The organism is Lentzea xinjiangensis, from assembly GCF_900110955.1.
Taxonomy (GTDB): Bacteria; Actinomycetota; Actinomycetes; order Mycobacteriales; family Pseudonocardiaceae; genus Lentzea; species Lentzea xinjiangensis.
The window spans coordinates 50,485-71,835 of sequence record NZ_FOFR01000013.1 but is presented as its reverse complement, the minus strand read 5'-3'; the positions used below and the strand labels follow the sequence as shown (position 1 = coordinate 71,835).

The window sequence follows — 21,351 nt, the reverse complement described above, 5'->3', positions numbered from 1 at the left end:
TTACCGCTGGGGTCCGCCGCCCATCGACCCGCCGAGGCCGAAGAGGATGCGCTGGATGAGCTCGGGATCGACGTCCGGCTCGTCACCCAGCGCCTCGGCGGCGGGGGAGCGGCGCTTCTCGCGCCGGGGCAGCGGCACCGCGGTGGCGTTCACCCCGGTCGGCAGCGGGAGCTCGCACCAGATCAGCTTGACGCCACCGCCGAGCTGGAGCTCGCCCGTGCGCAGATCCGGCGCGGTCGGCGGCATCGTGAACCGCGCGGCCTCCAGCTCGACGACGAGGTACTCGCCGGTCAGCCGCAGCCGCAGCGTGATCAGCCGCGAGGTCTTGGGGTCCGCGGACTCGACCGCGGCCTCGACCAGCGCGCACGCGACGGCCGAGCACTCCCCGATCATGTTGCGCAGGCGCCACTCACCGAGTGTGAAGCGCACGAACAGATCCGCGCAGTTCACCGCGGTGGGCACCGCGATGAGTGTCAGGTCGTCGACCTGGGCGGTCTGGGCGTTCGCCTGCATGCTGCCTCCGTTTCGCGTGCGGCGCGCGATCCGACGACGGTCACTCGAACGGCCGTCGCGGTGAGCCGGAATCTACATGGGTATACGGAGGAAGCAATGGCCTGGTTGACTCACCCGTCAAAAGTCACGCGTGGGTTACGGTGAGAGGGCGTCACGCTCACTCTGAGTAGATGTGTTCGCGCATTCCGTCACCGTGGTGGCCCAGCGCCGCAGGCGGGGAGTGGTGCCGGTGTCCCGGTCGCCGTCGGCCGTCGCCCGGACCGCGCGTGCCGCGGGCGGCGTGGTCATCGTCACATCCGGTACCGCCTGGTTCTCCCGATCCAAATGCGCGGAACGTGAACCGCCGACCGGCGACTTAAATATATTTAAGACGGATTAATCGTCTGAACGGTGGATTGGCGGCGCCCGGCGGTCGGCTAACTTCGTGCCAGATCGAAGAACAGATCCACCGACCTCCCCGAATACGCCGGTCCCCACACCTGGCGCCGAGAGCCCCGGCTGGTCCACCTCGTTTCACCGGTGTGGGAAGGCGAGCGCGCACCGCTCACCGGGTTCCTCCTCCTGCTCGGAGCCCGGTGGTGCGGCAGCGGTGCGCAGCAGCCGGCCGGTGCCCGCCGGCGGCGTCGGACCCGTCCCACGGTCCGCACGCCGCCGGCGGTGTTCTCGTCCGGCCCGTGCTCGGGCCCTAAAGCCTCCGGAGCCTCAATTGCACGCGTGCGCCACCCAGCGGCCCGCGGTCGACGTGGAGGGAGCCGCCCGTGCTCTCCGCGGCGCGGCGGGCGATGTCGAGCCCCAGGCCGGTGGAGCCGCCGCCGCTCGCGCCGCGGCGCACCGCGCGTGCGATGTCCGCGATGCCCTCACCCGCGTCCTCGACCACGAGTGCCACCAGATCGGCCTGGTGCACCAGTGCCACGGCGAACCGCGTGCCCTCCGGGGTGTAGCGGAAGACGTTGCCCAGCAAGGCGTCCAGGGCGGCGGTGAGGTCGGTGCGGGCCAGCGGCACGTGGGCCGGCTTGTCGGCGCCGCGCACGGTCCACGGCCGGTCCTGGTCGTCGGCGAGCGCGGACCAGAACACCAGCCGCTCGCGGACGACGCTCGCCGCGTCGGTGTCGCGGTCGTCCGCCCGCAGGCCGGACCGGGCGGCCTTGATGATCTCGCCGACCTCTCTCTCGAGCCCCTGAACGGCCGTGCGAATGCGGTCCGCACTCGACCCCTGTCCGAGGGCGTCCGCGTCCAGCAGCAGGGCCGTGAGGGGTGTTCTCAGCCGGTGCGAGAGGTCGGCAACCACTTCCCGTTCGGCGGCGAGCAGGTGCCGGACGCGTTCGGCCATGGCGTTGAACGCCTTGCCGGCCTCCGCGACCTCCGGCGGTCCCGTGACGGGCACGCGGACCGAGAGGTCACCCGCGCCCATCCGGCGTGCGCCCTCCGCCAGCGCCCTGGTCGCCTCGACGGCCCGCGCGCCCAGCCGGTCGGCGACCAGCACCGAGCCCGCGACCAGCCCGACCGCGACACCGGCCAGTGCCCACCAGGTGCCGATCACGCCGCGGGTGAGCTGCTCGTGCGGCACGAACGCCTCGATGATCGCGATCCCGTCCGCGCTGGTGGCCAGCGGTTGCAGGTAGGCGACGCCGTCCGGCCGTTCGACCGTGGACGCCGTCGCGAGGTTCTGCGCCTGCGCCAGGTCCTTCGCCGTGATGTGCGAGGTGCCATAGGTGCCGTTCTGGGCGTTGAGGTGCACGGCGAGCCGCTGCTGGGCGCCGTACTGGGTGCTCCGGATGGCCTGGCGGATCTCCTGGGGCTTCGTGGTGATCACCAGTGCCGGGATGAGCGCGGTGGCCTGCTTCTCGGCTTCGCCGAGCGCGCGCTCGTACGCGGCGTTGCGCACGACGATCGCGAGCGGCACGAGGAACGCCAGCGCCACCATGCTGGTCGCCGCGAGAGCGACCAGCACCAGTGACCGCCTCACCTCGGCGCGGCCAGACGCACGCCGACGCCGCGCACCGTGTGCAGGTAGCGAGGTTGTGCGGCCCGTTCGCCGAGCTTGCGCCGCAACCACGAGAGGTGGACGTCGAGCGTCTGGTCGTCGCGGGTGGACGGCCACAGGTTCGCGAGGATCTCGGCCCGCGGCACCACGTCACCCGAGCGGGCCGCGAGGTAGGAGAGCAGTTCGAACTCCTTGTGCGTCAACGAGAGCTCGCGTCCGTCCACAACGGCCCGGCGCAGGCTCACGTCGATCTCCAGGCCGCCGACCACGAGCTGCGTGCTGTCGCGGGCCCGCCGCAGCACCGCCTGCAGGCGGGCCTCGAGGTGCTCGCTGGAGAACGGTTTGACGAGGTAGTCGTCCGCGCCCGCGTTGAGCAGGCGGATGATCTCCGCCTCCTCGTCGCGAGCGGTCGCGATCACCACCGGGGTGTTCGTGACGCCGCGGATCATCCGCAGCGCGTCGCCGCCGTCGAGGTCGGGGAGCCCGAGGTCGAGCACCACGACGTCGTAGCCGGTGGCGGTGACTTCGCGCAAGGCCTCGATCGCGAGCGCGACACCGTGCACGATGTGGCCCTGGCCCGTGAGAGCGCGCGTGACCGCCGCTCGCACCACCGGGTCGTCCTCGACCAGCAGTACCGATGCCATGCTAGGGGAGGGTCCTCGCGGTGAGACGGTCGATCGGGTACCTGGCCGCCTGGGCGGTGGTGACCGCGGTCGCCATCGGCCTGTCCTGGCTCGGCATCCGGTCGGCGATGGCACCGGCGCCCGTGGCGGCGGTGGACGCCACGGCAGGTCCGGGTGTGCTGCCGATGCCGACCGTCACCTCGATCAGCGTCCCGGTGCCCGACGCGGGGCCCTCGCTCAGCCTGCCGCCTGCCCCGCCTGTCACGCCCACGTCCACCAGGCCTCCCGTGGTCAGCTCGTCCGTTCCGGCTCCTCCCAGTAGTACGGATGCGCGTCCCACCCCGGCTCAACTCCCGCAGGGGGAATGGCAGTCGGACGGCTCCTACGTCCACGCCTTCCACCTCCGGGGCGGTGACGTGGTCGTGCGGTACCGCCCGACGGGGGTGGAGGCGTTGTCCGCCACCCCGGGGGACGGGTGGTCGGTGGCCGTGGAACAGCCCGGCGGGCCGCTGGTGGTGAACTTCCGCACCGCCGCCGGCCGGTTGTCCCGGTTGGAAGCCACCTGGACGAACGGGCCGACGGCGCGCGTGATCGAGCAGTGAAGGCAGCCGTGCGGCGGGGCTACAGCCCGATGGCCTTGGCGATCTGCGCGGGCTTGAGCACCCGCAGGATCGCCTCGAACAGGTAGTAGTCGCCGTAGGGCAGCGAGACCTCCACGCCGTCCTCGGCCGGGCGGTTGCGGGTGCCGCGGGCCAGGACCGCCTCGGCGCGGGCCGAAGCGGTGGTGAGGCACGTGCCGACCAGCCCGTCGAGGATCTGCAGCGCCCGGTCGCGGTAGCGGTCCGAACCGGTGGCCTTGGCGAGGTCGAGCAGTCCGCAGGCGAGGATCGCGCCCGCCGACGAGTCCTTGACGTCGTGGGCGCCCAGCGGGGACCGGTAGTCCCACACCGGCACGTTGTCCGGGGTCAGCACGGACAACGCGTAGTCGGCCATCTTGCGCGCGGTGTCGCGGAACTCGCGCAGGCCCGTGCGGCGGTACATCGTCGTGAAGCCGTAGATGCCCCACGACTGGCCGCGCGACCAGCACGACGTCGGGCTGTAGCCCTGCACCGTGTTGGGACCGACCGCCGCCCCGGTGTCCGGGTCGAAGTCGAACACGTGCGGGGTCGAGCCGTCCGCGCGCAGGAAGTGCGCCTGCGTGGTCCGGGCGTGGGCGATCGCGATGTCGAGGAACCTGCGGTCGCCGGTCTGCTCGGTGGCGAACGCGAGCAGGTCCAGGTTCATCATCGTGTCGATGATGACGCGGCCCGCGTTGTCCGGCGTGCCGAGCCTGCCCCACGCGCGGAGGAACCTGCCGGCCGGGTTCCAGCGCTGCAGCAGCGTGGCCGCCGCCTCGATCGCGCCGTCGCGCCACCTGGTGCCGCCGGTGAGCCGGTGGGCGGTGACCCAGGAGGGGGAGAAGAGGAAACCCAGGTCGTGGTCGCGGGGGTCGAGCCGGCGCGGCGCCAGCCGCTCGTTCGCGGCCTCGGCCAGCGCGCGGAACCGCGCGTCGCCGCTGTCGAGGTGGGCGAGCCACAGCGTGCCCGGCCAGAAACCGCCGACCCAGCCGCCGTCGGCGACGTAGGTCCACTTCTCGAACCGGGTGATCTCCGGGAACGACGTGATGCCCGGTGCGACCGCCTTCAGCTTGGCGAGGCCGTAGTCGAGTGCGCCGCGCAGCTTGGCGGGCGAAGCGACCGCTTCGCCCGCACCGAGTGCGAGCCCGGTTCCGGTGAGCAGGGGAGTGGCCGCGGCAGACGCCAGGAGGGTGCGTCGAGACAGGTTCACGAGACTGTCCAGTCCCTTTCGTGTCCTTGCGCCCGGCGCCACACTGCCAGATCTGATCAAGGCCTGACAAGGAACGTCAAAAATTAATCCCTCCCCTTGTCGCGGGGCGCTGAACAGCGTAAAGGCGCTGCTGATCGATCAGATACGTGAACCTGCCGGATTTCGGCGGTGCGAATAGGAATGTTCACGAGGATGAACAGGTCGCGGACTGCGGGAAAGCTCGTCCCGATGTGTGGACCCGCAGAAGGATGAACGGTTTCCCGGCCGTTCGGAGGCACGCGTCGAAGGGTGCGGTGGCGGACCGGTTTTCTTGCGAACCACGCTCAGTGCGCGGCGTGCCAGACAGCGAAGGGCACGTCGATCTCGTCCCGGCTCAGGCCCCCGTGCTCGAACTTCGCGGACGGGTCGGGGATCGGGAACGCCGGCGACGCGGCCACCGCCACGACCGGGCCCGTCTCCGGCTGGGGCAGGCCGAGGTCGGTGGCGTGGTGCACGGTCGCCGTGGCGCCCAGAACCGTTGCCACGCGGTCGAAAACGGCGTCCACGCGGTCCGGCTTCGGGTAGAGCCACCTCGTCCGGCCCGCGCCGCCGGACGGGATCTCGCACTCCTCGCGCACGATCGCGTCCCAGGCCTCGACGAGCGCCGGGTCGGGGTCGACGGCGACCTGGCCGTGGTCGGAGTGCGCCACGACGGTCCACCCCGCCGCCGCCCACCGGGACGCGTGCGCGTCGAGCCGGAGCATGGCCTCGTGCACCGATTCGTCGTACCCGTTGCTCCGCACGTGGTCCTCGACGTTGACGTAGGTCCACAGGAACCGGGAGTCCGGCAGCGCCTTGTCGAGATCGGCGACGACGTTGGCGACGAGCAGCGGCGGATCCTCCGCCTGGGCCGCGAGTTTGTGCCGCGGAGATGAGGGTACCCGCGTGCACCCCCGCAGGAGGGCCTGTGCCCAGGTGCCTTCGAGGAGGTCGAGCTCCCTGGCGAGAACGGTGGCGCCGTGCCGCTGCAGAACGGTCGGCAGCACCGGGATCGCCGGCGTCCCGTTGATGGCGTGCACGAGGCCGGATCCGTTGCGGTACACCGTTCCCGGTACGCGGTGGACATCGGCGGACACGCCGGTCAACGCCGTCAGCAACGCCGTCGCGGAGGTGGAGGGCACCGTCGAGGAGAGCGTGGAGAGGGAGGCGGACAACCAGGTCTGCTTGGCGACGTCCGAAGAGAGGCCGTCCACGGTCAGGACGATCACGCCGCGGTCCGCACCGCTCAGGGCGTGGTCGAGCCGGGAAGGGATCTCCGCCAATGACATCGGCCGACTGTAACGCATCTCATCAGGTCGACATCTGGCCGTTCGGGCGCTTGGGCCCCCGCTGCGGGCAACGATGCGGTAAAGAAGACGTTTGCGGAGGAAGGTGACGGATGTCGGTCGGAGTTCTGGACGTCGGGTGCTTCAGCGCACACCTGGTTGTCGTGGACCGAGACTTGCTGCGTCCGTTGCTGTCCCACAAGGTCCGGCTGCGGCTGGACCGGGAACTGGGTCCGGACGGCGCCATCAGCGCCGGCGGCATCGACTCGCTGTGCGCCGCGGTGCTCGCCGCGCGCAAGAAGGCGGGCGACGTCCCGTTCCTGCCCTTCGCCACGTCGTCCGTCCGCGACTGCACGAACGCCGACGAGGTCATGCGCAAGGTCGCCAGACGCACCGGCGTCGAGCTGAAGGTGTTGTCGGGCAAGGAAGAAGCACGGCTGTCGTACACCGCGGCACGGCACTGGTTCGGCTGGGGCGCCGGTCCGATGGTCGTGCTGGACGTCGGCGGTGGCACCGTGGAACTGGCGTCGGGCACGGGCGCCGAGCCGGAGGTCGCGGTGTCCCTGCCGCTGGGGGCCAGGACGCTGACGCGGGCCGGCTTGACCGTTCAGGACATGCGGGCCGTGGTGCGCGAGCGGCTCGCCGCCTTCCCGCGCAACGAGACCGCTCGCGCCGTCGGCTGTTCGAAGGTCTTCGAGCAGCTCGCCCGGCTCGCCGGAGCGCGCCCCGACATCTACGCGCAGCGCCAGTTGAAGCTGAAGGACCTGGAGAAGTGGATCCCGCGGCTCGCGAAGCTGTCGGTGCGCGAACGCGCGGCGCTGCCGGGGATCTCACGCCACCGGGCTCAGCAGTCGCTGGCGGGCGCGGTGGTCGCGGAGGGCCTGATGCAGGCCTCAGGCCACGACGTCGTGGACATCTCGCCGTGGTCGACGAAGGAAGGCCTGCTGCTCGACCTGGTGGAAAGAGCCAGGGGGAGGCGGAACTCAGCGGCGTAGGGCGGTGACGGCGTCGTCGACGTCGGCGAACAACAGCAGGAGCCGGTCGACCGCCGTCATCTCCAAGGGGCGCAACACGGTCCTCGTGTCGCTGACGACGCCGAACTTCACGCCGAGCTGGTCGGCCTGGTTCTGGGTCTGCACCAGCGCGCGGATCCCCTCGGACCCGAAGAACCGGACCTCCCGCAGGTCGACGACCAGCGCGGGCGGTTTGCTGCCGAGCAGCTCGAAGAGCGTGCTGGTGATCGGAGCGGAAGACATCACGTCGATCTCTCCGGTGAGCGCGACGATCGGAATCGACTGGATGTAGGTCGTTCTTTGACGAATCTGGTTCATGGAGAGCTCCCGTCCACTTCGACCGTACGCGCCTACTCGCGGCCACCACAAGCAAAGCCGTTTTTCGCCAAGCCACGCCGGGTACACGCCGAAGGAGAAGAAAATCCCTGATAGACATCCCTGATAGACGAGGAGGAACCGTGTCGACCACGGAAACCGGTCACGTCACAGGCACGAAGGACAAGGACTACAACATCCTCTGGTTCACCGAGGCGTGCCTCGACAACGCGCTGCGGCTCGAGACCTACATCGCCGACGCCGAGCGCGACGGCGACACCGAGCTGGCGGACTTCTTCCGCAAGGCGCAGGCCGAGAGCCAGAAGGGCGCCGAGCAGGGCAAGCGCCTCCTCGCGTCGCGGCTCGCCGCCCAGTAGGAACGCCAGGGCCGGGAGCATCGTGGCCACCGGCACCCGCGACGGCGGTGCGCCCGGTGGCGACCTCCGGCGACGCCGGCCCGTGCCGCGGCAGACCCGGCGTTCGCCCGGCCTCCGGTGGGGTGCCGCCCGGCCGCACCCCACCTCCCGGGCCCTGGGCCCGGAGGGCGTGGCGGGCCGGGACCAGGCGGTGTGACGCGAGCGGGCAGTGCGCGACGGGCCGGGAGCAGGAGGCGCGGCGGCCGAGATCAGGCGGTGCTCGACGCGGGCCGGGACCAGGAGGCGCGGCGGGGCACGTCCGGTTCTCAGTCCTCCAACTGCGCCCAGACCACTTTGCCGTTGCCGTCGGGCGTGATGCCCCAGCGCACGCTCAGCGCCTGCACGAGCTGCATGCCCCGTCCTCGTGCCGAGTTGGTGTCGACGGGCCGCACCTGGGGCTGCGCGGACGACTCGTCGTGCACCTCGACGAGCATGCCCCCGGACTTCCTGCTCACGGTGAGCGTGATCGTCCCCTCGCCGTGGTCGATCCCGTTCGAGACGAGCTCGGTCACCACGAGCTGCGCGTCGTCGGCGAGGTCCTCGGACAGCCCCCAGGAGGCCGCGGCATCGCGCACCACCCGGCGTGCACGCGCGCAAGACCCGCCCTCGGCGGTCAGAATCACCCGCACCTCAGCCAGTGGGTCGTTCAACACAAGGCGCATCGTCGCACATCCGGTGGCCCGTTCGGATCTTTCAGCCCCCCGGTGGTCGCATGGTCGGACCTCGTGCTGCACGATTTGGGGCGCACGAGTCGGGCGTGGCGGAAGGAACGGCGACGATGGAGCTCAACGTCGGCAGCGAGGTCCAGCGGGGATGGCGAGTGCTCGCCGTCGCCGGTGAGCTGGACATCGACACCGTCCCCGTGCTGTCCGCACGGCTTGATTCGGACGTCAGCGGTGCTCACGCCGTCCTGGACCTGTCGGGGTTGCAGTTCATGGACTCGACCGGGCTCGCCCTGGTCCTGGACTGGCACCGGCGGCTGGCCGAGGCCGGGGGGCAGTTGCGGATCGCCTCCACCCAGGCCCCGGTCCGGCGGTTGTTCGAACTGGCCGACGTGGCCGAGGTGCTGAGCTTGCACGAGACGGTGGACGCCGCTGTGCAGGAGCCGGTGGACACCGCTCCGTAGACATCACCTGAGACGCCCCGGAGCCAGGCCCAGGGGCTCCGAGGGGCCTGTGCGGGGCTCCGGCGGGTGCTCGCCCCGGCGACCACCCGCCGTGGCGACGGGTCAGACCTCGGAGGACACACCCAGGTAGTAGGCGATCAAGCGGATCAGGTGCTCGGTGTCCACCGGCTTCGTCACGTAGTCGGTCGCGCCCGACGCCAGCGCCTTCTCGCGGTCGCCCTTCATCGCCTTCGCGGTGACCGCGATGACGGGGAGGTCCGCGTAGCGCTCCATGGCGCGGATGGCCGAGATCGTGGCGTTGCCGTCCAGCTCCGGCATCATGATGTCCATCAGGACGATGGCCACGTCGTCGTACTGTTCCAGAGCGCGCACACCCGTGATGCCGTTGTCGGCGTAGATGGCTTCCAGGCCGTGCAGTTCCAGCACGCTTGTCAGAGCGAAGACGTTGCGCAGGTCGTCGTCGACGACCAGCACCTTCTCGCCATGGAAGCGCATTGAGCTGGAAGCGGGCACGACCGGGGCGGGGGCGACGATCGGAGCCGGTTCCGGCAGGACGATGGGGTCGGAGCCCTCCTTGCCCAGGGGCAGGCAGAGGGTGAACGTCGAGCCGATCCCCGGTTCGGACCTCACGCGCAGCGCGCCGTTGAGGAGCTGAGCCAGTTCACGGCTGATGGAGAGGCCAAGGCCCGTGCCGCCGTACTTGCGGGACGTGGTGCCATCGGCCTGTTGGAACGCCTCGAAGATGACGGCGAGCTTCTCGGCCGGAATGCCGATGCCCGTGTCGTGCACGTCGAACGCCACGGTCGAAGGGTCGTCCATGCGCACGTGCAGGCGGATGCCGCCGTCGTGGGTGAACTTGACGGCGTTGGAGAGCAGGTTCCGCAGGATCTGCTGCAGGCGGTGCTCGTCGGTGCGCAGGGTCTCCGGGACGTCCGGGTCCACCTTGACCGAGAACTCGAGGTTCTTCTCGGCGGTCAGCGGCAGGCAGAGGGTCTCGACGTAGCGGACCAGCTCGTCGACGCGGACCGGGTCCTCGTGCAGCGTCATGTGGCCGGCCTCGACCTTGGTGAGGTCGAGGATGTCGTTGATGAGCTGCAGCAGGTCCGAGCCGGACGAGTGGATCGTGCGGGCGAACTCGACCTGCTTCGGGTTGAGGTTGCCGTCGAGGTTGTCGGCGAGCAGCTTGGCCAGGATCAGCAGCGAGTTGAGCGGTGTCCGCAGCTCGTGGGACATGTTCGCCATGAACTCGGACTTGTACTTCGACGCCGTCTGGAGCTGGCGCGCCCGGTCCTCGAGCTCCTCCGAACCGGCCCGCAGCTCCGCCGTGAGGCGCTGGGACTCGACGAGGAGGGCGTCGGTGCGGGAGTTGGCGAGCATCGTGTTCACGTTGACGCCGATGGCCTCCTTGAGCTGGTCGAGGAGGTCGAGGTGGACGTCGGTGAACTCGTTGAGCGACGCCAGCTCGATCACGCCGAGCGTCTCGCCCTGGAACAGGATCGGCAGGATCACCAGGTTGACCGGCGCCGACTCGCCCAGGGCGGACGACACGGTCAGGTAGCTGCCGGGGACGTCGGTGACGAGGATCGTCTTCTTCTCCAGCGCGGACTGGCCCACCAGCGTCTCGCCCATCGCGACGCGGGTCAGGCGGGCGGTGTCCAGGCGGAAGCCGTACGAGGCCGTGAGCTCCAGGGTCTGCTCGGCGTCGTCGTCCTCCTGGATCTGGAAGAACGCGCCGTGATGGGCGCTGACCAGCGGCGTCAGCTCGCTCATGATCAACGACGCCAGCGCGCGCAGGTCGCGGTGGCCCTGCATCAGGCCCGAGAGGCGCGCGAGGTTGGTCTTGAGCCAGTACTGCTCGCGGTTGGCCCTGGTCGTCTCCTTCAGGTTCGCGATCATCTGGTTGACGTTGTCCTTGAGCTCGGCGAGCTCGCCGGACGCGTCGACGGTGATCTGCCTGGTCAGGTCGCCCGCGGTCACGGCGGTGGCGACGGCGGCGATCGCGCGTACCTGGGTGGTGAGGTTCGAGGCGAGCTGGTTCACGTTGTCGGTCAGCTTCGACCACGTGCCCGCCACGCCGTCGACCTCGGCCTGGCCGCCCAGCTTGCCCTCGGTGCCGACCTCGCGGGCGACGCGGGTGACCTCGTCGGCGAACGAGCTGAGCTGGTCGACCATCGTGTTGATCGTGGTCTTGAGCTCCAGGATCTCGCCACGCGCCGAGACGTCGATCTTCTTCGACAGGTCGCCCTGCGCGACCGCGGTGGTGACCTGGGCGATGTTGCGGACCTGGTTGGTCAGGTTGTCCGCCATGAAGTTCACCGAGTCGGTGAGGTCCTTCCACGTGCCCGCGACACCCGAGACGCGCGCCTGGCCGCCGAGGATGCCCTCGGTGCCGACCTCGCGCGCCACACGCGTGACCTCGTCGCCGAACGCGCGCAGCGTGTCGACCATGCCGTTCAGGGTCTCGGCCAGGGCCGCGACCTCGCCCTTCGCCTCGACGGTGATCTTCTTCGACAGGTCGCCGTTCGCGACGGCGGTGGCGACGGCGGCGATGTTGCGGACCTGGTTGGTCAGGTTGTCCGCCATCAGGTTGACGTTGTCGGTCAGGTCCTTCCAGGTGCCGGCGACGCCCTGCACGCGGGCCTGGCCGCCCAGGCGGCCGTCGGTGCCGACCTCGCGGGCGACGCGGGTGACCTCCTCCGCGAACGACGAGAGCTGGTCGACCATCGTGTTCAGCGTCGACTTGAGCTCCAGGATCTCGCCGCGCGCGTCGACGGTGATCTTCTGCGACAGGTCGCCGTTCGCCACCGCCGTCGCGACGTGCGCGATGTTGCGGACCTGGTTGGTCAGGTTGTTCGCCATGAAGTTGACGTTGTCGGTCAGGTCGCGCCAGGTGCCGGCGACGCCCGGCACCTGGGCCTGGCCGCCCAGCCGGCCCTCGGTGCCGACCTCGCGCGCCACGCGCGTCGCCTCGTCGGCGAAGGCGGAGAGCTGGTCGACCATCGTGTTGATCGTGGTCTTGAGCTCCAGGATCTCGCCGCGGGCGTCGATCGTGATCTTCTGGGTCAGGTCGCCGCGCGCGATGGCGGTGGTGACCTGGGCGATGTTGCGGACCTGGGTCGTCAGGTTGTTCGCCATGACGTTCACCGACTCGGTCAGGTCGCGCCAGGTGCCGGCGACGCCGGGGACCTGGGCCTGACCGCCCAGCCGGCCGTCCGAGCCGACCTCGCGGGCGACGCGGGTGACCTCGTCGGCGAAGGCGGAGAGCTGGTCGACCATCGTGTTGATCGTCGACTTGAGCTCCAGGATCTCGCCGCGGGCGTCGACGGTGATCTTCTGGGTCAGGTCGCCCTGCGCGACGGCGGTGGTGACCTGGGCGATGTTGCGGACCTGGGTCGTCAGGTTCTCCGCCATGAAGTTCACGTTGTCGGTCAGGTCGCGCCAGGTGCCCGCGACACCGGGGACCTTCGCCTGGCCGCCGAGCTTGCCGTCCGTGCCGACCTCGCGGGCGACGCGGGTGACCTCGTCGGCGAACGAGCTGAGCTGGTCGACCATCGTGTTCAGGGTGTTCTTGAGCTCCAGCATCTCGCCGGAGACGTCCACCGTGATCTTCTGGGTCAGGTCGCCGTTCGCCACCGCGGTCGCGACCTGGGCGATGTTGCGGACCTGGTTGGTCAGGTTGTTCGCCATCGAGTTGACGTTGTCGGTCAGGTCGCGCCACGTGCCGGCCACGCCGGGCACCTTCGCCTGGCCGCCCAGGCGGCCGTCGGTGCCGACCTCGCGCGCCACGCGGGTGACCTCGTCCGCGAACGACGAGAGCTGGTCCACCAGGCCGTTCACCGTCGAGCCGAGCGTGGCGAACTCACCGCGCAGCGTCTGGTCCGACATGCGCTTGGTCAGGTCGCCCTCGGCCACGGCGGCGAGCACGCGGCTCAGCTCCGTCGTCGGCCGCATCAGGTCCTCGACCAGGCCGTTCACCGAGTCGGCGATCATCGACCAGCCACCGGCCGCACCCGCGGGCGCCACCCGTTCGGTGAGCCTGCCCTCCTGGCCGACCGCCTGCCGGACCCGGCCGAGCTCGCCGGCGAGCCACTGGTTGCGGTCCGCGATCTCGTTGAACACGTCCGCGAGCGCGGAGACCGGCCCGTTCCCCGGCACCACCAGCCTGCGGCGGAAGTTGCCGTCGCGCAGGTCCTTCATCGCCGAGAGAACCCGGTCGAGGGTCGCGTCCGTCTCTTCGTTGGCCGTGGTCACTCCAAGCCTCCGTGCCTCGGTGGTCGCGACCAAGCCTGCCACGTTAGGTTGGGAGCGAGGTAACTTGATGCCGCGATGCACGCAAACGACCCGCAGGAGGCCGTGATGATCCGGCCGTCTGCGCAGGACAGCAGCGGATGAGCAGCGTCGTGGGCATCGACCTGGACGGCTGGCGGCGCCTGGTGGACGGGCTGCGCGAAGCCGTCCTCGTCGTGGACCCGGCGGGGCTGGTGCGCGTGCGCAACGCCGCGGCCGCCGCCCGCTTCCCCGGGCTGGTGCCCGGTGAGCAGTTCGCCGTGCACGCCACCGGGCGCCAGCACGACCTCGGCGACGGCTGGAGCGCCTGGTACTTCACCGACACCGCGCTCGACCACGCCCACCTGCGGCTCGCCGGCGGCACGTCGCGCGAGGCCACGCTCAAGAACATCGTGCAGCTCGCCTCCGAGCTGCTGGGGGAGCACTGCGTCGCCGTGGTGCCCGCCACGCGCGACCGGCTGGAGTGGTGGCGCTGCGGTGGCGGCGAGCCGACGGTCGCCCGCACGCCGCGCCGGGCGTCCGTGCTGTCGGAGGTGCTGACCGGCGCCTCGGCCATGACGAAGATCACCTCATTGGGTGAAGGCGGCTGGGGCGTGCCGGAGGACTTCGGCTGCGGGCTGGCCGTCCCGCTCGGCGTGGGCGGCGCGCTGGTCGTGCTGCGGCGCGGCGATTTCGCGCCGCACGACGTCGAGCGCGTCCGGTTGTTCGGCAAGCACGCCGCCGTGGCCCTGGAGTCGTCGTCGAAGCTGACCGAGCAGCAGCGCATGATCGACGTGTTGCGCTCGGCGCTGCTGCCGCTGCCGCTGCCCGAGGTGCCCGGGGTCTCGCTCGCCTCGGTGTTCATCCCCGCCCACCAGCGCGCACTGGTCGGTGGCGACTTCTACGACGTGCACCCGCGCACGGACGGATCGGCGACGTTCGCGCTCGGCGACGTCTGCGGCCACGGCCTGGAGGCCGCGGTCCACAGCGGACGCGTGCGGCAGTCGCTGCAGGCGCTCTCGCTCGTCGAGACGAACCCGGTGCGGCTGCTGCACCTGCTGAACACCTCGCTGCGCGCCACCGGTTCCAAGCTCTTCACCACGATCGTCGTCGGCCAGCTCGTGCCGCTCGCGGACGGGGGAGTGAGCCTCTCGCTGGCCTCCGGCGGCCACCCCGCACCGCTGGTCCTGCGGGCGGACGGCACCGTGCAGGACGTGAGCGCGCCCGGAGCGATCGTCGGCATCCTCTCCGACGTCCGGTTCTCCAGCGAGCAGGTCACGCTGGCGCCGGGGGACACGCTGGTGCTGTACTCCGACGGGTTCACCGAGGCCCGCGCGCACACCAACCGCAGCGAGCTGTTCGGCGAACAACGGCTGCGGGCGGTGCTGAAGGAGTGCAAGGGGCTGCCGGCCGAGGAGATCGCGCGGCGCTGCCAGGAGGCCGTGCTCAAGTGGCTGGACCGCGACGACCACGACGACCTCGCACTACTCGCCGTGCAGGCGGTGTGACGGTCCGCCGTGTGAATGAACTTCCCGGCACAAGCGTTCATCCGCCGTTCGTTTCCCACGACAGGTTGACCGGTTGAGATCTGCGCATGTCCCACTCACACGATCACCCGCACGGTGATCACGCGCACCACCACCACCACCACGAGGTAGAGCCGGTCGAGGGCAGCTGGCTCGACCCCGAGGACGACCGCCCGTCATCGGTCGAGCGCCGCAGGTTCCTCGCGGGCCTGGGCATCGCGGCCGGGGCCGCCGGTGTCGCCGCCGCCGCCGGAACGGGCACGGCGCGGGCGCACGTCCCCGTCAACCCGTGGGGCGGCGGTGACCGCTGGTACTCCGGCGACCACCACATCCACACGCAGTACTCCGACGACGGCCAGTACACGGTCGAGCAGCAGGCGCGGAAGGCCCGCGAGTTCGGGCTCGACTGGATCGTGATCACCGACCACGGCGGTCCCGCGCACCAGAAGTTCTCGATCGACCAGGTCGCGCCGGACATCGAGCGCGCCCGCCGCGCGCAGCGCGACGTGCTGGTCTACCAGGGTCTCGAGTGGAACATCCCGGGCGCCGAGCACGCCACCGTGTTCCTGCCGCCCGGCAAGAACACCGTCGACATCCTCAGGGCCTTCGAGCTCGCCTACGACGGCCGCATCGCGAACAACACCGAGCCCCTCGCCCTGGCCGCCCTGCGGTACCTGGAGGCGCAGGTCCTCTCGGGACGGACCGAGATCGCCCTGATGTTCGCGAACCACCCGGCCCGCCGCGGCGTGGACAGCCCGCACGAGCTGCGCGGCTGGCGCGACGCGGCCCCCGGCGTCGCGGTCGGCATGGAGGGCGCGCCCGGCCACCAGGCCGCCGGCATCCCGAAGTCCGCGGGCGGCCCCGGCCGTGCGCGCGGCTTCTACGACATCGCCGCGCCGCTGCCCGAGTCGTTCCCCGGCTACCCGATGGAGGCCTACCGCACCCACGGCGGTTTCGACTGGATGACCGCGAAGGTCGGCGGTCTGTGGGATTCCATGCTCGCCGAGGGCCGCCCGTGGTGGATCACGGCGAACTCGGACGTGCACCAGGTCTTCGGCGACACCGTCACCCCGGGCAAGCAGGACTACGCCACGACGGGCTCGAAGGGCGCGCCGATCGACTCGGGCGTCAAGCAGACCGGCTACGGCGACTTCTTCCCCGGCCAGTACGGCGCCAACGTCGTGGGCGCGCGCTCGCGGTCCTACGTGGACGTCATGCGCGGCCTGCAGGCGGGCAAGGTCCTGACGGTGCACGGCCGCCTGATCGACGGCCTGGAGCTGCGCGTGCGCTCGCGCGACGACCTGCGCGGCGTGACGCTGGGCGGCCGGACCTTCGTGCGCCGCGGCGGCGACGTCGAGGTGACGATCGAGATCGACCGCGCCGCCGGGCCGAACTGGGCCGGTGCGGTCCCGGTCCTGGCCAAGGTCGACCTGATCTCCGGCCCGGTCACCGGCCCGGCCGTCGACCGCGACGTGTTCTCGGCACCGGAGACGGTCGTCACCAGGACCTTCGAGGTGCCGCGCAAGGGCAAGATCCGGTTCACGCACACGTTCAAGGGCGTCGAGCGGTCGTTCTACCTGCGGCTGCGCGGCAGCGACGGCAAGCGCCTGACCTCCGCCGGTGACCCGCTGATCGACGAGATCGCGAACTCGGACCCGTGGGCCGACCTCTGGTTCTACGCCAACCCGGTGTTCGTCGACGTGATCTGAGTGCCGATGACCGACAGCAGCCGCAGCTTCTCGTGGCTCTCGCTGCCAGGGGTGGCGGTGTAGACGAGCAGGTAGTGGGACTGGAAGGGGTCGAGCAGCGTCTGGCAGTGCAGTTCCAGCGACCCGAGCGAGGGGTGGACGAAGCGCTTGACCTCGTTCGGGCGGATGCCGACCTCGTGCGCGTCCCACACGGCACGGAACTCCTCGCTCCGTGCCAGGAGCAGGTCGGCGTAGTGGGCGGCGCGGGAACCAGGCCCGCGCCGCGTCACGGCCTCGCGCAGGCCGGAGGCGAACATCCGGCCCAGGAAGTCGTGGTCGGCGGGGTCGTACAAGGCGCGTGATGCCGGGTCGGTGAACCACCGGTAGCCCATGCTGCGGGCCGGACCGGTGAACCGCTTCGCGTCACCGGTGAGCGCGACCCCGAGCGGCGTCTGGCGGAGGGTCTCGCCGAGCTCGGTGACGATCTCGGCGGGGGTGTCGTGCAGGCGGTCGAAGATGCGCGCGAGGCCGGGCGTGACGTGGTCGCCGCCCCAGCCGCGGGCGGGCGCGCCGTGCCCGGCGAGCCGGAACAGGTGGTCGCGCTCGTCCAGCGACAGGTGCAGTCCCTGGGCGATCGCGGCGATCATCTCCGGGGACGGGTGCGGCCCGCGCTCCTGTTCCAGCCGGGCGTAGTAGTCGGTGGACATGTTGCACAGCGCGGCCACCTCTTCGCGCCGCAACCCGCTGGTCCTGCGCCGCGGTCCGCGCGGCAGCCCGATGTCCTCCGGTTGCAGCGCCTCCCTGCGCAGCCGCAGGAACGCCGCCAGTCCCGCTCTGTCGATCGCCACGTGTCCCTTTCTAACGCCGGTGCGCCGCCGTAGCCACGGATCGTCGAGTCCTGGATGAGCGCCGGCGCGTCCGGCCACTGTGGGGACAACACCACGACGAACCGAGGAGTGCCCATGGCCAGCAGGAAGTTCGACGTCGAGATCCCGGACCTGTCCGGCAGACGAGCCGTCGTCACCGGCGCCAGCGACGGGGTGGGACTCGGCATCGCACGCCGGCTGGCCGCGGCCGGTGCCGAGGTCGTCATGCCGGTGCGCAACCCCGCCAAGGGCGCCGCGGCCGTCGCCGCGATCCGCCGCGAGGTCCCCGGAGCCGAGGTGTCGCTGCGCGAGCTCGACCTGTCGTCGTTGCGCTCGGTCGCCTCGTTGAGCTCCGCACTGCTGAGGGAGGACAAGCCCGTCCACATCCTCGTCAACAACGCGGGCGTCATGACCCCGCCCGGACGGCAGACCACCGAGGACGGGTTCGAGCTGCAGTTCGGCACCAACCACCTCGGCCACGTCGCGCTGGTCATGGGCCTGCTGCCGCTGCTGAAGGCCTGCCGCGCCCGCGTCACGTCGCAGATCAGCATCGCCGCGAGCCAGAACGCCATCAACTGGGACGACCTCAACTGGGAACGCTCGTACAGCGGCCAGAAGGCCTACAGCCAGTCGAAGATCGCCCTCGGCCTGTTCGGGCTGGAGCTCGCCCGGCGCAGCGCAGAGGAGGGCTGGGGTATCACGAGCAACCTCTGCCACCCCGGGATCGCGCCCACCAGCCTGCTCGCCGCCCGGCCGGAGATCACCCGTGCCTCCGACACCCTCGGCGTGCGGCTGATCCGCCTCCTGTCGGCTCTCGGGGTCGTCGTCGGCACCGTCGAGTCGGCAGGGCTCCCGGCTCTTCTGGCCGCGACGTCTCCCGAACCCGGTGTCTTCCACGGGCCGAGCGGACCCGCTCACCTCGGCGGGCCGCCCGCTGAGCAGGAGCTCTACAGCCGGCTGTGCAGCACGGAGGAGGCCCGGCGGGTGTGGGAGGTGTCAGAGGAGCTCGTCGCCACCGGACTCCGCACCGGCGGCTGAGCTAGCGCACGCCGTGCGGGCGGAACTGGACGCTGATGCGCGGCCCCACGACCTTCGACGTCTTCGGGATCGCGTGCTCCCACGTCCGCTGGCACGACCCGCCCATCACCAGCAGGTCTCCATGCCCCAGCGCGTACCGGTGCGCCTCACCGCCGCCCCGAGGCCGCAGCAACAACGCCCGAGGCGCACCGACGGACAGGATCGCCACCATCGTGTCCTCCGTCTGCCCGCGGCCGATCGTGTCGCCGTGCCACGCCACGGAGTCGCGCCCATCGCGGTAGTAGCAGAGCCCGGCGGTGGTGAAGGACTCGCCCAGTTCGTCCTCGTAGTGCTCGGACAGCATCGAACGCGCGGAGGACAGCACGTCGGACGGCAGCGCGCCGGAGTAGAAGCAGAGCAGGCGCGGCACGTCGACCACGGTGTCGTACATCTGGCGGCGTTCCGCCCGCCACGGCACCCGGTCGACCAGCTCGTCGAACAGGGCGTCGGCGCCGGACAGCCAGCCCGGCTGCACGTCGACCCACGCGCCGGCGGACAGCGTCGTGCGGCGCGGGGCGAGCGGGGCCAGTGCCGGCTCCGCCTCCAGGTCGAACAGTGATCCCTGGCGCATGAGCGCAGCATAATCGAACAGGTGTTCTACGGCGACAGCACCGACCACACGGCGTCGGCGACCAGTTCCCTTGCGGCGTCCAGGTCGAAGACGCCCAGCAGGAAGCGGCGCACCGACTCGTGCGCGGGGCCCATCGCCACGGGTTCCAACGCCCACGGCGGGATGGAACACAGCTCGCCGGACGCCATCCGGTCGAGGAACCACGCGAGGACCGGCGCGAACTCCGCCTGCTTCGCCACCGGGTCGGCGTGGTCGGGTGCGGCGTAGAGGAAGCGGGCGCGGTTCGGGTTCGCGATCACCCAGTCCAGGTAGCGCAGCGTCAGGTCGCGCACGGCCACGCCCGGCGGGCGCGAGTCGAGGGCGGGGAGCATCGCCGCCACGCAGCGGGCGTAGCTGTCGGCGTAGAGCTGGGCGAAGACGCCGGCGCGGCTGCCGAAGTGGTGGTAGATGCTGCCGTTGGACATGCCGGACCGCTCGGTCAGCGCCGCGATCGTCACGGCGTCGAGACCGCCTTCCTCGACGAGCTTCAGCGCGGCGTTGAGGAGGGACTGTCGTCGGTCGGCCACGCCGGTTAGAGTACCGCTCTGGAGCGATGCTCCAGAGAAGGGGAGAGCGATGGCGCTGTCGATTCCCGGGCTGCTGCGCGAGCGGGTCGCCCGCACGCCCGACGCCGAGGCGATGCGGTACCGCGACGGCGGTGGGTGGGTGTCGCTCACGTGGGCCGAGCTGCAGGAACGGGTGGCCGCCGAGGCGTTCGGGCTGCGGGCGGCCGGGCTGCGCAAGGGCGACCGCGTCGCGTTGATGGGCGCCACCTGCATCGAGTGGATCGTCACCGACCTCGCGGTGCTCGCGGCCGGCGGCGCCACGACCACCGTCTACCCGAACAGCACCGAGGCCGAGGTCGCGCACATCGTCGGCGACTCCGGCAGCCGGATCGTGGTCGTCGAGACCGACGAGCACGCCGGCCTCGTGCCGGACGGCGCGGAGGTCCTGCGGTTCGGCGCGGTGCCGCGCGGCCGGGGCGACTACGACGCGCTGGTCGACGAGCTCGGGCCCGGCGACCTGGCGACGTTGATCTACACCTCCGGCACGACCGGCACGCCCAAGGGCGTCGAGCTCACCCACGACAACTGGCTCACGACGGCCGAGGCCATCGCGTCGCTGGGCATCCTCCGCCCGACGGACCTGCACTTCCTGTGGCTGCCGCTGTCGCACGCGTTCGGCAAGGTGCTGACGATGGCGATGATCGCCGCCGGTGTGCCGACGGCCGTCGACGGCAGCGTCGAGCGGATCGTGGACAACCTCGGCGAGCTGCGGCCGTCGATCGTGGCCGCCGCGCCGCGCATCTTCGAGAAGATCCACGGCAGGATCGTGGCGGGGGCGCGGGAGAAGGGCGGGCTCACCGAGAAGGTCTTCCGGTGGGCCGACCGCGAGCACGGGCCCGCCACGCGCTGGCTCGCGGACCGGCTGGTGTACCGGAAGCTGCGCGACCGCGTGGGCGGCAGGATCCGGTACTTCGTGTCGGGCTCGGCACCGCTGGCCGCGGAGATCGCGGAGTTCTTCGCGCGGGCCGGCCTCCCGATCCTGGAGGGCTACGGGCTCACCGAGTCGTCCGCGGCGACGTTCTTCAACCGGCCCGGCATGATCAAGATCGGCACGGTCGGCCCGCCGATCCCCGGCATGGAGGTCAAGATCGCCGAGGACGGCGAGGTCCTGCTCTCCGGGCCCGGCGTCATGCGCGGCTACCACAACCGGCCCGACGCCACGGCCGAGGCGCTGACCGGCGGCTGGCTGCACACCGGGGACATCGGCGAGCTCGACGACGCGGGCCGGTTGACGATCACCGACCGCAAGAAGGAGCTGATCAAGACCTCGGGCGGCAAGTACGTGGCCCCCACCCGGATCGAGAGCATGATCAACGCGGCGTCGCCCTACATCAGCAACGTGATCGTGCACGGCGACCGCCGGAAGTACTGCGTGGCGCTCGTGACGCTCGACCCGGACACCGCGCGGAACCTCGCCGACCCGGAGGCCGAGGTCGGCACCGCGATCGACGCGGTCAACGCGCAGCTCGCGCGACACGAGACGATCAAGCGCTTCGCGGTGCTGGAGCACGACTTCAGCGTCGAGGACGGGTTGCTGACCGCGTCGATGAAGCCCCGCCGCCGGGAGATCGAGAAGCGCTACGCCGACGTGCTGGACGGCCTGTACTAGCGAGCCGCCCACCGGCGGAAGC

20 protein-coding genes are annotated in these 21,351 nt (G+C 71.0%); 9 read left to right on the top strand and 11 right to left on the bottom strand.

Translation table 11 applies throughout. The annotated features are described in order from the left end of the window. From BMW88_RS25625 to BMW88_RS25615, 3 genes are all read right to left on the bottom strand, one after another. Nucleotides 1-513: a histidine kinase gene (locus tag BMW88_RS25625; protein ID WP_089954890.1), complete on the bottom strand. Its 513-nt coding sequence runs from the start codon at nt 511-513 to the stop codon at nt 1-3. Between the two features lie 685 nt (nt 514-1,198). Then, complete coding sequence (locus tag BMW88_RS25620; RefSeq protein ID WP_245778047.1) at nt 1,199-2,464, bottom strand: HAMP domain-containing sensor histidine kinase; 1,266 nt, start codon at nt 2,462-2,464, stop codon at nt 1,199-1,201. 11 nt (nt 2,465-2,475) lie between these two features. Continuing rightward, a complete protein-coding gene (locus BMW88_RS25615; RefSeq protein ID WP_089954885.1) occupies nt 2,476-3,141 on the bottom strand; it encodes a response regulator transcription factor in 666 nt (221 codons plus the stop codon). A gap of 20 nt (nt 3,142-3,161) precedes the next feature. Here BMW88_RS25615 and BMW88_RS41115 point away from each other — a divergent pair, with 20 nt between their 5' ends. After that, entirely contained in the window at nt 3,162-3,722 is a 561-nt protein-coding gene (locus BMW88_RS41115; protein ID WP_143116238.1) for a hypothetical protein, read from the top strand. A gap of 19 nt (nt 3,723-3,741) precedes the next feature. Here the strand turns inward: BMW88_RS41115 and BMW88_RS25600 are convergent, their stop codons facing one another. Then, nucleotides 3,742-4,947 carry an AGE family epimerase/isomerase gene (locus BMW88_RS25600; RefSeq protein WP_089954878.1) on the bottom strand — a complete coding sequence of 402 codons (1,206 nt, stop codon included), beginning with the start codon at nt 4,945-4,947 and terminating at the stop codon, nt 3,742-3,744. Between the two features lie 323 nt (nt 4,948-5,270). Beyond that, nucleotides 5,271-6,254: a hypothetical protein gene (locus BMW88_RS25595; RefSeq protein WP_143116237.1), complete on the bottom strand. Its 984-nt coding sequence runs from the start codon at nt 6,252-6,254 to the stop codon at nt 5,271-5,273. Between the two features lie 110 nt (nt 6,255-6,364). Between BMW88_RS25595 and BMW88_RS25590 the strand changes: the two genes are divergently transcribed. After that, nucleotides 6,365-7,246 (top strand): Ppx/GppA phosphatase family protein, encoded by an 882-nt coding sequence (locus BMW88_RS25590; RefSeq protein WP_089954873.1) that lies wholly within the window; start codon nt 6,365-6,367, stop codon nt 7,244-7,246. Here BMW88_RS25590 and BMW88_RS25585 read toward each other — a convergent pair. Continuing rightward, on the bottom strand, nt 7,235-7,582 hold the full coding sequence (locus tag BMW88_RS25585; RefSeq protein WP_089954871.1) for an STAS domain-containing protein: 348 nt from the start codon (nt 7,580-7,582) through the stop codon (nt 7,235-7,237). The two genes, BMW88_RS25590 and BMW88_RS25585, sit on opposite strands and share 12 nt — an antisense overlap. 140 nt (nt 7,583-7,722) lie before the next feature. Here BMW88_RS25585 and BMW88_RS25580 point away from each other — a divergent pair, with 140 nt between their 5' ends. Both BMW88_RS25580 and BMW88_RS42090 read left to right on the top strand, forming a co-directional pair. Further along, nucleotides 7,723-7,956, top strand: a complete 234-nt coding sequence (locus BMW88_RS25580; RefSeq protein WP_089954869.1) for a hypothetical protein — start codon at nt 7,723-7,725, stop codon at nt 7,954-7,956. Nucleotides 7,957-7,978: 22 nt separating this feature from the next. Further along, nucleotides 7,979-8,152, top strand: a complete 174-nt coding sequence (locus BMW88_RS42090) for a hypothetical protein (protein WP_177221307.1) — start codon at nt 7,979-7,981, stop codon at nt 8,150-8,152. A gap of 109 nt (nt 8,153-8,261) precedes the next feature. Here the strand turns inward: BMW88_RS42090 and BMW88_RS25575 are convergent, their stop codons facing one another. Then, nucleotides 8,262-8,618 carry an ATP-binding protein gene (locus BMW88_RS25575; protein ID WP_245778046.1) on the bottom strand — a complete coding sequence of 119 codons (357 nt, stop codon included), beginning with the start codon at nt 8,616-8,618 and terminating at the stop codon, nt 8,262-8,264. Nucleotides 8,619-8,752: 134 nt separating this feature from the next. Here BMW88_RS25575 and BMW88_RS25570 point away from each other — a divergent pair, with 134 nt between their 5' ends. Further along, nucleotides 8,753-9,121 (top strand): STAS domain-containing protein, encoded by a 369-nt coding sequence (locus tag BMW88_RS25570; RefSeq protein ID WP_245778045.1) that lies wholly within the window; start codon nt 8,753-8,755, stop codon nt 9,119-9,121. 102 nt (nt 9,122-9,223) lie between these two features. On the opposite strand, the gene BMW88_RS25565 is transcribed toward BMW88_RS25570, so the two are convergent. After that, nucleotides 9,224-13,372, bottom strand: coding sequence for a HAMP domain-containing protein (locus BMW88_RS25565; RefSeq protein WP_089954862.1), 4,149 nt, complete (start codon nt 13,370-13,372; stop codon nt 9,224-9,226). A gap of 137 nt (nt 13,373-13,509) precedes the next feature. On the opposite strand from BMW88_RS25565, the gene BMW88_RS25560 reads away from it, so the two are divergent. Beyond that, the gene (locus BMW88_RS25560) at nt 13,510-14,895 is read left to right on the top strand and encodes a PP2C family protein-serine/threonine phosphatase (RefSeq protein WP_089954860.1); all 1,386 of its coding nucleotides are present in this window, start codon (nt 13,510-13,512) and stop codon (nt 14,893-14,895) included. 86 nt (nt 14,896-14,981) lie between these two features. Further along, a complete protein-coding gene (locus BMW88_RS25555) occupies nt 14,982-16,622 on the top strand; it encodes a PHP domain-containing protein (RefSeq protein WP_089954859.1) in 1,641 nt (546 codons plus the stop codon). Here BMW88_RS25555 and BMW88_RS25550 read toward each other — a convergent pair. After that, a complete protein-coding gene (locus BMW88_RS25550; RefSeq protein ID WP_218148221.1) occupies nt 16,589-17,443 on the bottom strand; it encodes a helix-turn-helix transcriptional regulator in 855 nt (284 codons plus the stop codon). The two genes, BMW88_RS25555 and BMW88_RS25550, sit on opposite strands and share 34 nt — an antisense overlap. A gap of 120 nt (nt 17,444-17,563) precedes the next feature. Here BMW88_RS25550 and BMW88_RS25545 point away from each other — a divergent pair, with 120 nt between their 5' ends. After that, entirely contained in the window at nt 17,564-18,505 is a 942-nt protein-coding gene (locus tag BMW88_RS25545) for an SDR family oxidoreductase (protein WP_089954855.1), read from the top strand. Nucleotide 18,506: 1 nt separating this feature from the next. Here BMW88_RS25545 and BMW88_RS25540 read toward each other — a convergent pair whose 3' ends face one another. Beyond that, nucleotides 18,507-19,115 (bottom strand): alpha-ketoglutarate-dependent dioxygenase AlkB, encoded by a 609-nt coding sequence (locus BMW88_RS25540; RefSeq protein WP_089954852.1) that lies wholly within the window; start codon nt 19,113-19,115, stop codon nt 18,507-18,509. A 26-nt stretch (nt 19,116-19,141) separates the two neighbouring features. Beyond that, the gene (locus BMW88_RS25535) at nt 19,142-19,681 is read right to left on the bottom strand and encodes a TetR/AcrR family transcriptional regulator (RefSeq protein ID WP_177221305.1); all 540 of its coding nucleotides are present in this window, start codon (nt 19,679-19,681) and stop codon (nt 19,142-19,144) included. A 49-nt stretch (nt 19,682-19,730) separates the two neighbouring features. Between BMW88_RS25535 and BMW88_RS25530 the strand changes: the two genes are divergently transcribed. Next, nucleotides 19,731-21,329, top strand: coding sequence for an AMP-dependent synthetase/ligase (locus BMW88_RS25530; RefSeq protein WP_089954851.1), 1,599 nt, complete (start codon nt 19,731-19,733; stop codon nt 21,327-21,329). The last annotated feature ends 22 nt before the right edge of the window (nt 21,330-21,351 follow it).